The sequence below is a fragment of the Haematobacter genomosp. 1 genome (assembly GCF_002196855.1).
Lineage (GTDB): Bacteria > Pseudomonadota > Alphaproteobacteria > Rhodobacterales > Rhodobacteraceae > Haematobacter.
On the sequence record NZ_NIPW01000024.1, the window covers coordinates 163,981 to 178,325 of the forward strand.

Annotated in this window: 15 protein-coding genes; 7 read left to right on the top strand and 8 right to left on the bottom strand. The window is 67.9% G+C overall.

Annotation, left to right across the window (positions count from 1 at the left end):
* Positions 1 to 5: 5 nt before the first annotated feature.
* The gene (locus CDV49_RS21115) at positions 6 to 317 is read right to left on the bottom strand and encodes a winged helix-turn-helix domain-containing protein (protein WP_143413170.1); all 312 of its coding nucleotides are present in this window, start codon (positions 315 to 317) and stop codon (positions 6 to 8) included.
* Positions 318 to 540: 223 nt separating this feature from the next.
* Between CDV49_RS21115 and pgsA the strand changes: the two genes are divergently transcribed.
* The 3 genes from pgsA to CDV49_RS12940 are packed head-to-tail and all read left to right on the top strand — an operon-like array spanning position 541 to position 1,901.
* Complete coding sequence (gene pgsA / locus CDV49_RS12930) at positions 541 to 1,206, top strand: CDP-diacylglycerol--glycerol-3-phosphate 3-phosphatidyltransferase (RefSeq protein WP_088215835.1); 666 nt, start codon at positions 541 to 543, stop codon at positions 1,204 to 1,206.
* Positions 1,203 to 1,451, top strand: a complete 249-nt coding sequence (moaD, locus tag CDV49_RS12935) for a molybdopterin converting factor subunit 1 (protein WP_088215836.1) — start codon at positions 1,203 to 1,205, stop codon at positions 1,449 to 1,451. Before pgsA ends, moaD begins: the two co-directional genes overlap by 4 nt.
* 3 nt (positions 1,452 to 1,454) lie before the next feature.
* Positions 1,455 to 1,901, top strand: a complete 447-nt coding sequence (locus tag CDV49_RS12940; protein WP_088215837.1) for a molybdenum cofactor biosynthesis protein MoaE — start codon at positions 1,455 to 1,457, stop codon at positions 1,899 to 1,901.
* A 755-nt stretch (positions 1,902 to 2,656) separates the two neighbouring features.
* Here CDV49_RS12940 and CDV49_RS12945 read toward each other — a convergent pair.
* From CDV49_RS12945 to ubiA, 3 genes are read right to left on the bottom strand one after another with little or no spacing between them, the layout of a single operon-like run.
* Positions 2,657 to 2,974 carry a hypothetical protein gene (locus CDV49_RS12945; protein WP_088215838.1) on the bottom strand — a complete coding sequence of 106 codons (318 nt, stop codon included), beginning with the start codon at positions 2,972 to 2,974 and terminating at the stop codon, positions 2,657 to 2,659.
* A 59-nt stretch (positions 2,975 to 3,033) separates the two neighbouring features.
* Positions 3,034 to 5,067: an OmpA family protein gene (locus tag CDV49_RS12950; RefSeq protein ID WP_088215839.1), complete on the bottom strand. Its 2,034-nt coding sequence runs from the start codon at positions 5,065 to 5,067 to the stop codon at positions 3,034 to 3,036.
* A 58-nt stretch (positions 5,068 to 5,125) separates the two neighbouring features.
* A complete protein-coding gene (ubiA, locus tag CDV49_RS12955) occupies positions 5,126 to 6,091 on the bottom strand; it encodes a 4-hydroxybenzoate octaprenyltransferase (RefSeq protein ID WP_088215840.1) in 966 nt (321 codons plus the stop codon).
* A 12-nt stretch (positions 6,092 to 6,103) separates the two neighbouring features.
* On the opposite strand from ubiA, the gene CDV49_RS12960 reads away from it, so the two are divergent.
* The 4 genes from CDV49_RS12960 (at position 6,104) to CDV49_RS12975 (ending at position 10,133) form a co-directional block, all read left to right on the top strand.
* On the top strand, positions 6,104 to 6,823 hold the full coding sequence (locus tag CDV49_RS12960) for a 16S rRNA (uracil(1498)-N(3))-methyltransferase (protein WP_088215841.1): 720 nt from the start codon (positions 6,104 to 6,106) through the stop codon (positions 6,821 to 6,823).
* Positions 6,824 to 7,201: 378 nt separating this feature from the next.
* Positions 7,202 to 8,176, top strand: coding sequence for a GNAT family N-acetyltransferase (locus CDV49_RS12965; RefSeq protein WP_179209202.1), 975 nt, complete (start codon positions 7,202 to 7,204; stop codon positions 8,174 to 8,176).
* Positions 8,173 to 8,703, top strand: a complete 531-nt coding sequence (locus CDV49_RS12970) for a hypothetical protein (RefSeq protein WP_088215843.1) — start codon at positions 8,173 to 8,175, stop codon at positions 8,701 to 8,703. Before CDV49_RS12965 ends, CDV49_RS12970 begins: the two co-directional genes overlap by 4 nt.
* 68 nt (positions 8,704 to 8,771) lie before the next feature.
* Positions 8,772 to 10,133, top strand: coding sequence for a glutamate--cysteine ligase (locus CDV49_RS12975; protein ID WP_088215844.1), 1,362 nt, complete (start codon positions 8,772 to 8,774; stop codon positions 10,131 to 10,133).
* A gap of 40 nt (positions 10,134 to 10,173) precedes the next feature.
* On the opposite strand, the gene plsY is transcribed toward CDV49_RS12975, so the two are convergent.
* The 4 genes from plsY to CDV49_RS12995 form a co-directional block, all read right to left on the bottom strand.
* Positions 10,174 to 10,782, bottom strand: a complete 609-nt coding sequence (plsY, locus tag CDV49_RS12980; RefSeq protein ID WP_088215863.1) for a glycerol-3-phosphate 1-O-acyltransferase PlsY — start codon at positions 10,780 to 10,782, stop codon at positions 10,174 to 10,176.
* Positions 10,782 to 12,131, bottom strand: coding sequence for a dihydroorotase (gene pyrC, locus CDV49_RS12985; protein WP_088215864.1), 1,350 nt, complete (start codon positions 12,129 to 12,131; stop codon positions 10,782 to 10,784). The genes plsY and pyrC overlap by 1 nt, the downstream gene beginning before the upstream one ends.
* A gap of 423 nt (positions 12,132 to 12,554) precedes the next feature.
* Complete coding sequence (locus CDV49_RS12990; protein WP_088215845.1) at positions 12,555 to 13,118, bottom strand: hypothetical protein; 564 nt, start codon at positions 13,116 to 13,118, stop codon at positions 12,555 to 12,557.
* Entirely contained in the window at positions 13,109 to 14,071 is a 963-nt protein-coding gene (locus CDV49_RS12995) for an aspartate carbamoyltransferase catalytic subunit (RefSeq protein ID WP_035707867.1), read from the bottom strand. Before CDV49_RS12995 ends, CDV49_RS12990 begins: the two co-directional genes overlap by 10 nt.
* Between the last annotated feature and the right edge of the window lie 274 nt (positions 14,072 to 14,345).

Below are 14,345 nucleotides of genomic sequence, written 5' to 3' on the forward strand. Positions count from 1 at the left end.
GAGGATTACCGGACGCGTGGCAAGGAAAATGCCCGTTCCTGAGCCGCGCCACCCGTGTGCAAGATTTCCAGCCAGTGAACGCAGGCTGGATATCGCTCCAGCATTCTGACGTCCATCTTGTCTGGTTTGGAAGCCAGCAATGCCTTCCCCTCCGCTGTGATCTGATGGTTGCCTCGCCCGACCGACCCCAAAAGCCCGGCTTTGGCGAGATAGGTCCGCGCCCGGTGGATCCGCCCGCTGGATCCGATTGTGGATGACTGTCTGTTTCCCGCAGGAGAGAAGGACATCTTCGTCGCTGATATGCAGCTACTATGCATCTACGGCTGAAGGGCACATACATTCACCCACGCGTTCGTCCTCAAGACAAGTGAGGAGGGGAAGCGTGCAGGTCTGAAAGTGTGAAAGCGATATGATACGCTGGAGCAGAAATCCTGATATTGGTAGACCGGTTCTGAACTCCGCCGCAAGAAGCGGGCTCTCCCCTTTCAACCCCCGATCCGACGGGCTAGGTATGTCGCCGAGACAACAGGGGCGCCGCGCATGAAGTGGAACATTCCGAACATCCTCACCGTGTTCCGGCTGATCGCGGCAGCGGGGGTGCCGGTGATGTTTCTCTACTTTGCCCGCCCATGGGCCGACTGGTTCGCGCTGGCGCTGTTCATCGGCGCGGCGGTGACCGACTGGATCGACGGCTACCTCGCCCGTGCCTGGGGACAGGAGAGCCATTTCGGCGCGGCGATGGACCCGATCGCCGACAAGGCGATGGTGGTGATCGCTCTGCTCGTGATCACCGGCTATTCCGGCATGAACCCATGGCTCATCCTTCCGGCGACCGTCATCCTGTTTCGGGAGGTGTTCGTCTCCGGCCTGCGGGAATATCTGGGAGACCGTTCGCGGCTCCTGAAGGTGACCCGGCTCGCCAAGTGGAAGACGACGGCCCAGATGGTCGCGATCGCCGTGCTGTTTCTCGGCACCGGCCTCGACTATCTGAACGGCATCCACCTGCGCGGCATGACGGCGGAGGCTTATGCCCGCGCGGTGGAACTGGGAACGGCCGATCCGGTCCGCACCTGCTTTGCCACCGGCTGCGCCGGTGCGGCGACGGTTCTGGGGCTGGGGCTGATCTGGATCGCGGCCGGCCTTACCATCGTCACGGGCTTTGACTATTTCAGAAAGGCGCTGCCCTATCTGAAGGAGCCGAAATGATCGACATCCTCTATTTCGCCTGGGTGCGGGAGCGGATCGGTCTGCCGAAGGAGCGGCTGGAGACGGCGGCCCCCGACGTGACCGCGCTGGTTGAGGAGCTGAAGGCGCGGGAGCCGCGCTATGCCGCCGCCTTCGCCGATACGCGCGCCCTGCGTGTCGCGCTGGATCAGGAGCTTGCCGATTTCGACGCCCCGCTGGCCGGGGTGAGGGAGGTCGCTTTCTTCCCGCCGATGACGGGGGGCTGAGGCATGGACATCCGCGTCCAGAGCGAGGCCTTCGCGCCGGGGCAGGAGCTTGACGCCTTTACCCGCCGTGCCTCCGCCGCGGGGGCGGTCGTCAGCTTCACCGGTGTGGTGCGCGACGTGACGGGCGGCCTCGTCGCCATGGAGATCGAGCACTACCCCGGCATGACCGAGCGTGCCATCGCCGGGATGGTGGAGGAGGCGGTGCGCCGCTTCGCGCTCCTGGATGCGCTGGTGATCCACCGCTACGGACGGCTTGCGCCGGGGGATCAGATCATGATGGTCGCCACCGCCTCTGCCCACCGTGGAGCGGCCTTTGCCGCGGCGGAGTTCCTGATGGACTGGCTCAAATCCCGCGCCCCTTTCTGGAAGAAGGAACTGACGACCGGCGCAGCCGACTGGGTCGCCGCGCGGCAGGAGGATGAAGACCAGCTTGACCGCTGGCAGGACTGACCGCAGGCCCTCGTGGCTCGTGGCTCGTGGCTAGAGTGAAAATCGGAGCAGCGGCGGGGCGTCATCGTGCTGTTGGGGCCTCCTGACATTGCGGAAGCGAACAACTGATCGAGTAGCCTCTGATTTTAGACGCCTTCCGCCTTTCAAGCGCCGCTGTCATTCAAAAGTTGATGGGTGACGGCATCAAGTTTCTGACGTGTTTGCCTACCGGGCGGTGGTGCCCATACATCGAACACGTCGTGCTGTGCTTCCCGCGCGTGTTTGTAGGTGCGGTGCCAGATATGCTCGCGCTCGATGAGCGGAAGCGCTGCGTTGTCATGGCTCTCGCCGCTTCTCATCAAGAGTTCAGGATTGTGAGCCGGGATGAAGTCCGCCCGGTCCACACCGGTGGCCGATTTTGGGGCGGATCAACACGCCGTGCTTCGGGGCCTTTGCCGCCCTCGCGCCAAGTGCAGCGGTTACGGCACCACGTCGGTCGTTTGGATCGACCAACCAACCACGTGGCGGGAACAACGGCCTATCATAACGGCAAGCTACTTCCGCGTGGCCTGCCGCCAGATGAACGAGATTGCTGCCGACGGCTCCGCGATACTATCAGGAAAGGGACCGGGCTCAGGAAGCTTGCAAAACCTACCTATCTACCGCTCACCGCTGGCGCAGGAAGCCTGCAAAGCCCGACCCACTGCCAGCATTATGCAGTGACCGGGGCGACCTACTGCTGGTGGAGCGTGGACGGCTGGCACGACGCGGCGCGTTCAGTGCTCGCCCAAGCGATGACGGAGGCGTTCGTTTTCCTCACGCGCCTGCCGCACGGCATCCATCGCCGCCATCAGTTCGGCTTCCCGGCCCTCGCTCTCGTGGCGCATCTCCTCCTCCCGCGCGGACAGATGGGCGAGGGCCGCGTCCCGCGTCTCCTCCGCATCGTGGAGCGATTGCGCCATGCTTTCCAGTTCGTCCAGATCGGCCTGCGACACGCGCGTCAGGCGGTGGACGAGCCAATGCGCGAACCAGCCCAGCAAGAAGGCGATGAACAGCGCAATGGCCGTGGCGATGATGAATTCGGTGCGGTTCATGGTCTTGGCCGTCGCTGGGTTCTGGTTGCCGGGAGGACCGCCTGCGGAGGCGGGGCGGATCAGTTGGTATCGGGGGCTTCCGTGGCGGGGGGCGGTTCCTCGTCGCCATCGATCGCATCCATCGGTTCACCCTCCTCACTCGCATCGTCGTCCATGGACCCTGCCGTTTCCTCTGCCGGGGGGGCTTCGGCCTCTGCCGCGCGAGCGGCATCGGTCACCGCTTCGGGGCGGGCCGTCGGGGCGGGCACCGGCTCCGGCAGGGCGGGCTGATCGGGGGATCCGATGATGAGGGTGAAGGCGATGCGCCGGTTGGCCTCACGCCCCTCCTCCTTGCCGTTGTCGGCGATGGGGCGCGTCTCGCCATAGCCGCGCGCCGTGAGGTTGGAGATCGGCACCCGGCGCGCAAGCAGCGCCTCCAGCACCGCCTCCGCCCGCGCCTGGCTGAGCTGGAGGTTCATTTCGTTCCGTCCCTGGCTGTCGGTATGGCCGCCGATCTCCATCTTCACGTCGATGCAGGGGATCATCGCCTCCGCCACCTTGTCGAGCGTCTGGCGGGCATCGGCGTTGATCGTGGCGGAGCCGGGTGCGAAGGTGATCTTGTGGCTGTCGAGGATCGCGTTGATCGTGCGCACGCATTCCTGCGGGGTCGGCAGCGCGGCCTGCGGATCCAGCCGTTCGTCATAGCTGACATCGACCGTATAGGCCGCGCGCCCGAGACGGGAGGAGAGAGTGCGGGTAATGTTGCCCCGCGCAGACTTGTCGCCGGTGACGCCACGGACGGCGATGCGGTCCTGCGTGACCAGCAGTTCACCCCGGTTCAGCTCTCCCAGCGCCTCCAGCCCCGCGAGCACGCGGAGTGCCCAGCCCTGGGGCAGCCGGTCGTCGAGCCGGGTCGTGACGTTGACCGCCCCGGCGCCGAAACGGGCGCGGGCGTAGCTTTCCACGGCCGCGCGCTGGCGTTCGTCAAGGAACCGGCCGCGCAACGTGACGCCGCCTTCGGCATCCAGCGTCGCGGTGAATTCGGGCGGACCGCTCTCCGCGGTCGCGGCCTCCTGCACCGGGGCAACGGGACGATTGGCATGAAGGGAGAAAAGGCTTGGGAGGGACGCGTCGAGATTGCTCACCACCTCCTCGAACCTCTGCGCATCGGTGCCTTCGGCGGCTTCCAGCGTGATATCCGCATCTGCGAGCGTCAGCGTGCCGCCGCCAAGGGCCGCCAGCGCCGCGATGCTCTGCGCCGCGGCCTGCCCCCAGTCCTGCGAGGGCGCGCCGAGGCCGACCTGACAGTCGATCGGCTCTTCCATCCCCGCTGCCAGCGCGGCGGCGATGATCTGGCCGAGGGCCGCCTCATCCGGCGCGGCGCAGGCATCGAAATGCGGGGTTTGACCGTCCATGACGAAGCGCAGCGTGAATGGCGTGATGACCGGGCGGGGCGCGGAAATGTCGAGCGTGACCGGAACGCTTGCGGGCATCTGCGCCCGCAGTTCACGTTCCAGCCGCTGTTTCTGCTCCGGGCTGTCGGCGACGGCGGTCACCGCCACCCTGCCTGCGGCGATGGAGATCTTCGAGCGGGGCAGGAGTTCCGCCGCCTTCACCCCGAAACCGACTGCCTCCGCCCAGCCCTTGGGCACCGGCTGCTGCGTGGCCTCCACCATGTCGGAGACGCGCACGCCATTGGCTACACGGATGAGCGGGTCGAGGATCGCCTCCCGCCCGGTTGCCACCGGGATCAGGCCGATCACCGAGATGCCGTCACGGTTGCGCAGGATTTCCACGGAAAGGGTCGGCGCGGGGATCACGGCGGCTGCCGCCACCTCCAGCGTATCGATGACGCGGGACGGGTCCACCACGCCCCCCGCCACGGTGAGCGCGCGGAACCGCGCGGCCTCCGTCGGCGCCGTGCCTGCCAGAGTGACGGTCAGCCCGTCGGCCGAGGCGCGCGCCCATGTCACGTTCGCTGTGTCGAGCGCGCCATCCACCGCACGGACGGCGCGATCCTCCACCGCGCGGGCGGCGAAGCTCGCCCCGATAAGGGAAAGGCCCGCCGCGGCTGCGAGGGCAAGAGTGCTGAGAAGCGCAGGGGAAAGACGCATGAAGGCCCCGTGTCGTTCCGGTCGGCGCCTGCTTAAGTCCCCTGCCCCCCGGCTTCAATCAAACGAAAAGTGAGATGGCAAGAAACAGCGCAGGGATCAGACCCGCATCGCGGTTGGAGCGGAAAAGCCTGAGGCAGAGATCCCAGTCGTCGATGCGGAGTTTGGTCAGTTGCCACCACAGGTGAAAGCCGAAGCACCACACGCCCGCGAGCCCGAGGATCAGCTTCAGCGGGCTGCCTGTCGGCCCGAGCGCGGAGAGGAAGGCGAAGCTCATCAGCACGACGGAGGCGCCGAGGAAGATCGTCAGCCAGCGGTGCGTATCCTCTCCGAACAGCCGGGCGGTGGACTTCACGCCGATCAGCGCGTCGTCCTCCTTGTCCTGATGGGCATAGATGGTGTCATAGAACAGCGTCCAGGAGATCCCGGCGAGATAGAGAAATACCGGCGCCCAGGACAGGCTGCCCATATGCGCCGCCCAGCCGAGCAGAGCCCCCCAGTTGAAGGCGAGGCCAAGAAACACCTGCGGCCACCAAGTGAACCGCTTGGCGAAGGGATAGATCGCGACCAGCGCCAGCGACAGCACCCCGAGCGCGATGGCCAGCCAGTTGAAGGTAAACAGGATCAGGGCGGAGATGCCCGCCTGTATCCCCATCCAGATCGCCGCCTGCCGCACCGTGACCTGACCCGAGGGAATGGGGCGGGAGCGGGTCCGTGCAACGGAGCCGTCGAAATCCCGGTCGGTGATGTCGTTCCAGGTGCAGCCGGCGCCGCGCATCAGGATCGCACCGACACCGCTGGCGAGGATGAGCCACAGGTCGTAGAACGTGAACCGCGTGGCCGAGGCCGCGAGCAGGATGGACCACAGCATCGGCAGGTAGAGCAGCCATGTTCCGATCGGGCGGTCCGCGCGCGACAGGCGGAGGTAGGGGCGGAACACGCGGGGCGCGCGGGTATCGACCCAACTTCCGCTGACCGCATCGGCGACGCGTCCGTCCGCCTCTGGCATTCCGAAGGGGTGGGTCATAATCTCGCCCTCATGTCACGCATCAGACTTCATGTAGACCACCCGCTCGCCCAAGGGCAATCGCTCCCGCTGACGGAGGCGCAGGCGCATTACCTGTTCGGCGTCATGCGGCTTGGCCCCGGCGATGACATCCTCGTGTTCAACGGGCGGGAGGGGGAGTTCCTCGCCCGTGTCACCCGTGCGGCCAAGCGGGGGGGAGAGCTTGAGCTGGCGGAGAAGACGCGCCCGCTGCAGATCCCGCCCGATGTCTGGCTGCTTTTTGCCCCGATCAAGAAGGCCCGTACCGATTTCATCGTGGAGAAGGCGACGGAACTTGGCGCGGCCCGTATCTGTCCGGTGCAGACCGATTTCACCAATGCCGAACGCATCCGGCAGGACCGGTTGCAGGCCCATGCGGTCGAGGCGGCGGAGCAATGCGGTGGAACCTTCGTGCCGGAGGTGGAGGAGTTGCGCCCGCTGTCCCGCTGGCTCTCCGGCTGGGACGCAGGGCGGCGGATTCTGTGGGCGGACGAAAGCCTCGTCGGCGCGGCCGCAGCGCTTTCGGGTGCGGAGCCCGGACCATGGGCCATCCTCATAGGGCCGGAGGGCGGCTTTTCTCCTGCCGAACGGGACAGGCTCCGGGCGCTGCCCTTCGTCTTGCCGGTCTCGCTCGGCCCGCGCATTCTGCGGGCGGATACAGCGGCCGTCGCGGCATTGACGTTATGGCAGGCCGCGCTGGGAGACTGGGGATGAGTGCTGCGGGAATACCGTATCCGCCCGCAGAATGCGCGGGCGGGCGCTTCCGGGATGTCGCTGTCTGCGGGTGGGAAGGCGGCGGGAGGAGGCAGGAGATGAGTGCTGGGACGATACCGTATCCACTTGCGGTGGCGGAAGGCCGCGAGCGCCGGCCTTCCGGGATGTCGGTTTCCGCTGTCTGCGGGTGGGAAGGCGGCGTGGGAGGCCGGAGATGAGTGCCGCGAGGATGCTGTATCCACATGCGGTGGTAGAAGGCCGCGCGGGCCGTCGCTTCGGGGATGTCGGTTTCCGCCGTCTGCGGGTGGCAGGCCGCGCCGGGGATCGGGAACGAGCGGGCCGGGCCGCTCCGCGGGGGGTTGAGGTTGGAGGGAGATGATGTCTGAGATCGTCAGGGAGGCCGGGGCCGGGGGGACTCCGGCCACCGTTCGGCGGGTGACGGTGCAGGAAGTGCCCGCGCTCTCCGCCTTTCTCGCGCGCCACGCGGAAACCTCCATGTTCCTGCGCGAATCACTGCTTTCCGGTATCGACGGGGGGCCTGAGCCGAAGAATGCCCGCTTCTGGTGGGCGGGCGGGGGTGCCGTCGCGCTCAGCACGGCCGGGTTCCTGTCGGTCCAGCTTCCCTCCGCCACGCCCGCCGATCTGGCCGCCCTTCGTGCCGCTCTGGCAGGGGAACGTGTTTTCGGCATCGCCGGAGAAGCGGGGCAGGTGGCTGCGCTGCTGCCTGCGCTGGCACTCGGGACACCGCGGTTCGACGGTGCGGAGCCGCTGTGCCGGCTGCAACTGAGCGGCCTCCGCCTGCCGGAGGGGAACGCCGTGCTCCGCCGTCCGCTGCCCGGCGATCTGGACTGGCTGGGCCGTTGGCGGCAGCGCTACGAGGCGGAGCTTCACGGTGCGGCGGAACTTGAGGCCGTGACCCGGCATATCGCGACGCTGATGGCGCAGGACCGGCTTCGCATCCTGATGCAGGGGGGCGTGCCGGTGGCGATCACCGCTTTCAACGCGCGCCTGCCTGCGCCCGCGCAGATGGTTCAGGTGGGCGGGGTCTATACACCTCCCGCTTATCGCGGACGCGGCTATGCCCGGCTCGCCGTCGCGCTGCATCTGGCGGAAGCCCGGGGGGAGGGGGCGGAAACGGCCATCCTTTTCGCCTCCGGCCCGCCGGCGCTCCGCGCCTATCAGGCCATCGGTTTCCGGCAGATCGGTGCCTATCGGCTGACGCTGTTCCCCGAGGCGCGGGCCGTGCCGGTGTCGCCCCGGCCTTTGTCCGATACCGCCGCTCAGTCGGGCCGGAGCACTTATCCGGGTGCTTCCGCCGCTCCCGGCCCTTCGCTGCGGAAGGAAACGCCATGAGCACGCCGCTCCTCCGCCCCGAAGCGGTGGCCACGCTCCGCCGCTGGCAGGAGGTGCTCACCGGCCTTGCCATCGCCGCCGTGGGCCTGTGGGTGGGGCTGTTCGGCGGCTGGTTCTTTGGCGCGGTCGGGGTGCTTGCCGGCATGGCGGGGCTGGGGCTGGCCGTGATCGGGGTGAGGCGGCTGCGCTTCCGGCCTGCCACCACCGGCATCGGCGCGGTGGACGTGCTGGAGGGGCAGATCGCCTCCCTCTCGCCTTTGCCGGAGCGGGGCGGCTTCGCGTCGATCCCGGAAATCACTTCCCTCTCCCTCGTTCTTTCGGATGAGGGCCGGGCATGGCGCATCGGGCAGGCGGGGGCGGCACCGCTGGTCGTTCCGGTGGATGCGAGAGGGGCCGAGCGCCTTTACGACGTGTTCGCGACCCTTCCCGGCCTGCATCTGGGTGCCGTGCTGGCGGCGTTGGAGCGGAGCGAGGGCGATGTGCTCATCTGGCGTCGTCCCGTTCGTCAGGTCACGTCGAAGCCTTGACTTGGGCCGCGCCGATTGCGACGAGTTGCGACCGTTAAGAACTTCCCCAGAACTGCCCGGAGAGCGACATGTCCATTCCCCAGTCCGGCGGCGGGCCGATCGAGAACCGGGCCGCGCTGTCCGACTACCTTGCCTCCGGGTGCAAGCCGCCGTCCGAGTGGCGCATCGGCACGGAGCATGAGAAGTTCGGCTTCCTGACCGACAGCCACGCACCGCTTCCCTATGACGGCGAGCGTTCGATCCACGCACTGCTGAAGGGCCTGCAACGCTTCGGCTGGGCACCGGTGGAGGAGCAGGGCAAGCTCATCGGCCTGTCCCGCGACGGCGCGAGCGTGAGCCTCGAACCCGGCGGGCAGTTCGAGCTTTCCGGCGCCCCCCTCGCCACGGTGCATGAGACGGCCGCGGAAACCGCACGCCATCTGGCCGAAGTGGCGGAGGTCACGGCCGATATGGGCGTGGCGTTCATGGGGCTTGGCGCTGCGCCGGAATGGACGCAGGACGAGATGCCGGTGATGCCGAAGGGCCGCTATCGGCTGATGACCGAATACATGGGCCGCGTGGGCACGCACGGCACCCAGATGATGTATCGCACCTCCACCGTGCAGGTGAACCTCGACTTCGGCTCGGAAGCCGACATGGTGAAGAAGTTCCGCGTGAGCCTCGCGCTGCAGCCCGTGGCGACGGCGCTGTTCGCCAATTCGCCGTTCTTCGAGGGCAGGCCCAACGGCCATATGAGCTGGCGCAGCCGGATCTGGCGCGATCTCGATGCCTCCCGCACGGGAATGCTGCCCTTCGTCTTCGAGGAGGGATTCGGGTTCGAGCGGTATGCGGACTGGGTGCTCGATGTGCCGATGTATTTCGTCTATCGCGACGGAAATTACGTCGATGCGCGGGGGCAGTCCTTCCGCGATTTCCTCGACGGGCGTCTGCCTGCCCTGCCGGGAGAGACGCCGACCCTGTCCGACTGGGCCGACCATCTGACAACGGTCTTCCCCGAGGTCCGCATCAAGAAGTTCATGGAGATGCGCGGCGCGGATGCGGGCGACAGGGCGCAGCTTGCGGCGCTGCCCGCCTTCTGGGTCGGTCTGCTCTACGATCAGGACGCGTTGGATGCGGCATGGGAACTGGTGAAGGGCTGGGACGCGGCCACGCGGGAGGAGCTGCGCATCGCCGCCTCCGTCGCGGCACTCCGCGGCGAGGCGAATGGCGTCCGGCTCCACGACGTGGCGCGGGAGGCGCTGGCGCTGGCGGAAGGCGGGCTGAAGGCGCGCAACCGGCTGGATGCCGAAGGGCGTGACGAGACGGTGTTCCTCGCGACCCTGCGGGACAGGGTGGCAAGCGGCAAGGTGCCTGCCGACCGGCTGCTCGACCTCTATGGCGGGGAATGGGGGCGCGACCTCTCCCGGATCTACGCCTCCCAGCGGTATTGAGCAGGGGCGGGAGGGGAGGGCCCTCTCGCCGACTTTCGCGTTACTTCTTCGCGCCGATGCGGGACTCGGTGCCCGCGATCAGGCGGGAGATGTTCTCGTGATGGCGCAGGAAGATCAGCACCACGAGCAGCAGGATCAGCCCCACCGTCTGCTGATAGCCCAATACCGAGGCCCAGACGGGCGACAGCGCCGCCGCCACCAGCGCGGAGAGCGAGGAATACCGCGTGGCATAGGCCACCACGAGCCATGTCACGCAGGCTACGACCCCAACCGGCCAGGCCAGCGCCAGCACCACGCCAAGAAAGGTCGCCACTCCCTTGCCGCCGCGAAAGCCGATCCAGACCGGAAACAGGTGGCCAAGGAACGCGGCCAGACCGGCCACCTGCGCCGCGTCCTCGCCCAGAAGGTGGCGGGCGAGGAGCACGGGCACCGCGCCCTTCACCGCATCGAGCAGCAGGGTCAGCGCCGCCGCCTTCTTGCTTCCCGTTCTGAGCACGTTGGTCGCGCCGATATTGCCCGAGCCGATCTCGCGCAGGTTGCCAAGCCCCATCGCCCGGGCCAACAGCAGCCCGAAGGGGATCGACCCCACCAGATAGGCGAGAACCGCCGTGACGATCAGCGCGAGCGGGGAGGAGGTCAGCGCAGGGATCACGCCTGCCCCCCCAGCTTCGCGCCGTGAACCTGCCGGCCGGAGACGAAGGTGGCCGCGACCTTGCCCTGCATCCGCTCTCCGTCGAACGGCGTGTTCTTGGATTTCGACAGCAGGGTGAAGCGGTCCAGCACGAAGGGGGCATCCGGATCGAACAGCACGAGATCGGCGGGCGCGCCTTCCGCCAGCCGTCCCGCTTCCAGCCCGAGCCTGCGCGCCGGGTTCAGCGCCAGCGCGCGGAACAGCACCGGCAGGCTCACCAGTCCCGCATGATGGAGCCGCAGGGCGGCGGGCAGCAGCGTCTGAAGCCCGACGGCACCGGGGGCGGCCTCCTCAAAGGGGAGGCGCTTGGATTCCTCGTCCTGCGGCGTGTGGAAGGAGGAGATCGTGTCGATCAGCCCGGAGGCCACGGCCTCCACCACCGCGCGGCGGTCCTCCTCCGAGCGGAGGGGCGGCGTCACCTTGAAAAAGGTGCGGTAGTCGCCGACATCGAGGTCGTTCAGCGTGAGGTGATGGATCGACACACCGGCGGTGACATCCAGCCGCGCCTTCGCCCGTTCCAGCACCGGCAGCGCGCGGGCGGTGGTGATCTGATCCGCGTGGTAGCGCACGCCCGTCATCTCGACGAGCGTCATGTCCCGCTCCAGCCCCATGCGCTCCGCGATGGGCGAGACGCTGGGAAGCCCGCGGAGCGAGGCGAACTTCCCCGATGTCGCCGCCGCGCCGTCCGAAAGGCCCGGATCCTGCGGATGGCCGATCACCAGCGCGCCCAGCGATTTCGCATAGATCAGGCAGCGGGACAGCACCTTGGTGTTGGTCACCACATGGTCGCAATCGGAAAAGGCCACGGCGCCCGCGTCGATGAGGAAGCCGATCTCCACCATCTCGCGCCCCTCCCGCGCGCGGGTCAGCGCGGCGATGTGGCGGATATGGACGGGTGAGACTTCCGCCGCGCGGCGGGTGACGAATTCCAGCATCTCCGGGCTGTCGATCGCGGGGTTGGTGTCGGGCCGGACGACCATCGTCGTCACCCCGCCCGCGGCGGCGGCCAGACCGGCGGAGCGGAAGCTCTCCTTGTGGCGCTCGCCCGGTTCCCCGACCTTCACGCCCATATCGACGATGCCGGGGGCAAGGTGCAGGCCGCGTGCGTCCACCGTCTCGCCGGTGCGGTCTTGCCCGTCCACGGCGGCGATGCGGCCCTCCGCGATGCGGATGGTGCCGGGCCGCACCTCGCCCGCCTCGGGATCGACCAGCCGGACATTGGTGAGCAACAGGCCCGCGCCGCTGTTGGCGGGCGGTGCGGCGAGGGCTGCGCCGCCCCCTGTCAGAGCTTCGTTCGCCTCGGTCATGGCAGCCTCCGCCTCCGTTTCCGTCGCAGCATCATGCCGCGTCATTTCTTTGCGGCTGGGAGCCGCTGTATCATGGCGCGCGCCCGCAGCCGGTTCGGCACGGTTTCACGCCGCGCCTTTGCCCGCGCGATCTGCGATTTCGCCGTGGCGGCGTTGCTGCATCCGCCCGCGGTATCGCGCCGCGTGGATTTCCATAGCGCCCCGGATCGCGCGGGTCCATGGTCCGGTCGGTTGAGGCGGCGCCGATCTCCCAGTGAATGCCGATCTCCCGGTGAATGCGGGCAGCGACCGCGCCCTCGGCATCTCGGCGAAGGCTCGTAAGCCCTTGCACCGCTGTTCCGGGGAGGGGGCTTGGCGACATCCCGCGCCGCGGTGGTCCGCCGTCCATCCTCGAACCCGACCCCAGCGATTGAGTGCCGGTCCTCAAGGCCGTAGGATCTCGCCGCCCGCGCGGATCTTCCGCATCATGTCATGGACGCGGCGGGCCTCGGCGATCCGCTGAAAGCCGATGCGGCGGCGGCCGGGGCGGTTGGAGTTGAACTGCTGCCCGAACCAGATCGTGCCGGGCACCTCTCCGTCGTAGTCGAGCAGCACCATCTCATCCAGCGGCCAGGATTTCAGCCGCTTGCGCCCCATGGGGTCGGTTGCGATGAAGGCGCGCCGGTCGGTGAGCGTATAGACGGTGTGGCGCAGGACGTAGGCCTCCCAGAGAAGCCGCAGGCCGCCATGCCACAGCCCGCCAAGCAGGATCATCACGCCGAACAGCGGAAACAGCCGGGCGATGAGGTCGTCCCCCCCGGCCTCCACCGTCACGGCGATCCAGACGAGGCCGAAGATCACCAGCGGCAATGCCGAGGCGAGCCGCCCCAGCGAGGCGCGCGACAGGTCCAGCCCCGGTTCGGGCTGCCCCTGCCAGAGAACCCGCTCTCCCGGTTCCAATATGCCTTCCCAGCCGCCGGAGGCGGAAGCGCCCTGTGTCAGGCCCACTCACCCACCGCCTGCCGCCCACGCTCCGCCCGCAGGTTGCGGGCCAGCAGGTCCATCGCCGCCATGCGGACGGCCACGCCCATCTCCACCTGCTCCTGAATGACCGAGCGGTTGATGTCGTCGGCGATGGTGCCGTCGATCTCCACCCCCCGGTTCATCGGGCCGGGGTGCATGACGATGGCATCTTCCTTTGCGTGGGAAAGCTTTTCGGCATCCAGACCGTAGCGGTGGAAATACTCGCGCTCCGACGGGATGAACGCTCCGTCCATCCGCTCCTTCTGGAGCCGGAGCATCATGACCACATCGGCATCGGCAAGCCCGGCCTTCATGTCGTCATATACCTCCACCCCGAATTCCTGCACCCCCGTGGGCATGAGCGTCGGCGGGCCGATCAGGCGGACGCGGTTCTCCATCTTGCCCAGCAGGATGATGTTGGACCGCGCGACTCGGCTGTGGGCGATGTCGCCGCAGATCGCGATGGTCAGCCGGTGGAGCCGCCCCTTCGCCCGCCGGATGGTCAATGCGTCCAGCAGGGCCTGCGTCGGATGCTCATGCCGCCCGTCGCCCGCGTTCAGGACGGCGCAGTTCACCTTCTGCGCAAGCTGGTCCACCGCGCCGGAGTTCTGATGCCGCACCACGAGAAGGTCCGGGTGCATGGCGTTCAGGGTAAGCGCCGTGTCGATCAGCGTCTCCCCCTTCTTCACGGAGGATTGCGACACCGCCATGTTCATCACATCGGCCCCGAGCCGCTTGCCCGCGAGTTCGAAGCTCGCCTGCGTGCGGGTGGAATTCTCGAAGAACATGTTGATCTGGGTCATCCCCGCCAGCACGTCCGACTGCTTCACCGTGCGCCGGTTCAGCTCCACATATTTGTCGGACAGATCGAGGACGGTGCGGATTTCCTCGGGGTGCAGGGGTTCGATACCCAAGAGATGCTTCGCCCGGAACGTCATGCGTGCCCCCTTCGCTGCCTGCCCGCTTATAGGGCAGGGCGGGCGGGCGGGCAAGGCGGCGCCGGGGCCTCACAAGGGAGTTTACCCAACACGCGGCGCGGCGTAGGGAAGGGACATGCTGGAATCGCTCGATCACGAGACGGCCCTCGCGCTGCTGGAATGGCAGATCGAGCTCGGTGCGACCGAGGCGATCGGCGAGGGTCCGGTGGATCGCTTCGCCGAAAGCGCCGCGGCCCGTGCGCCGCGCGCGCCCGCCCGTTCCGCGGAGGCCCCC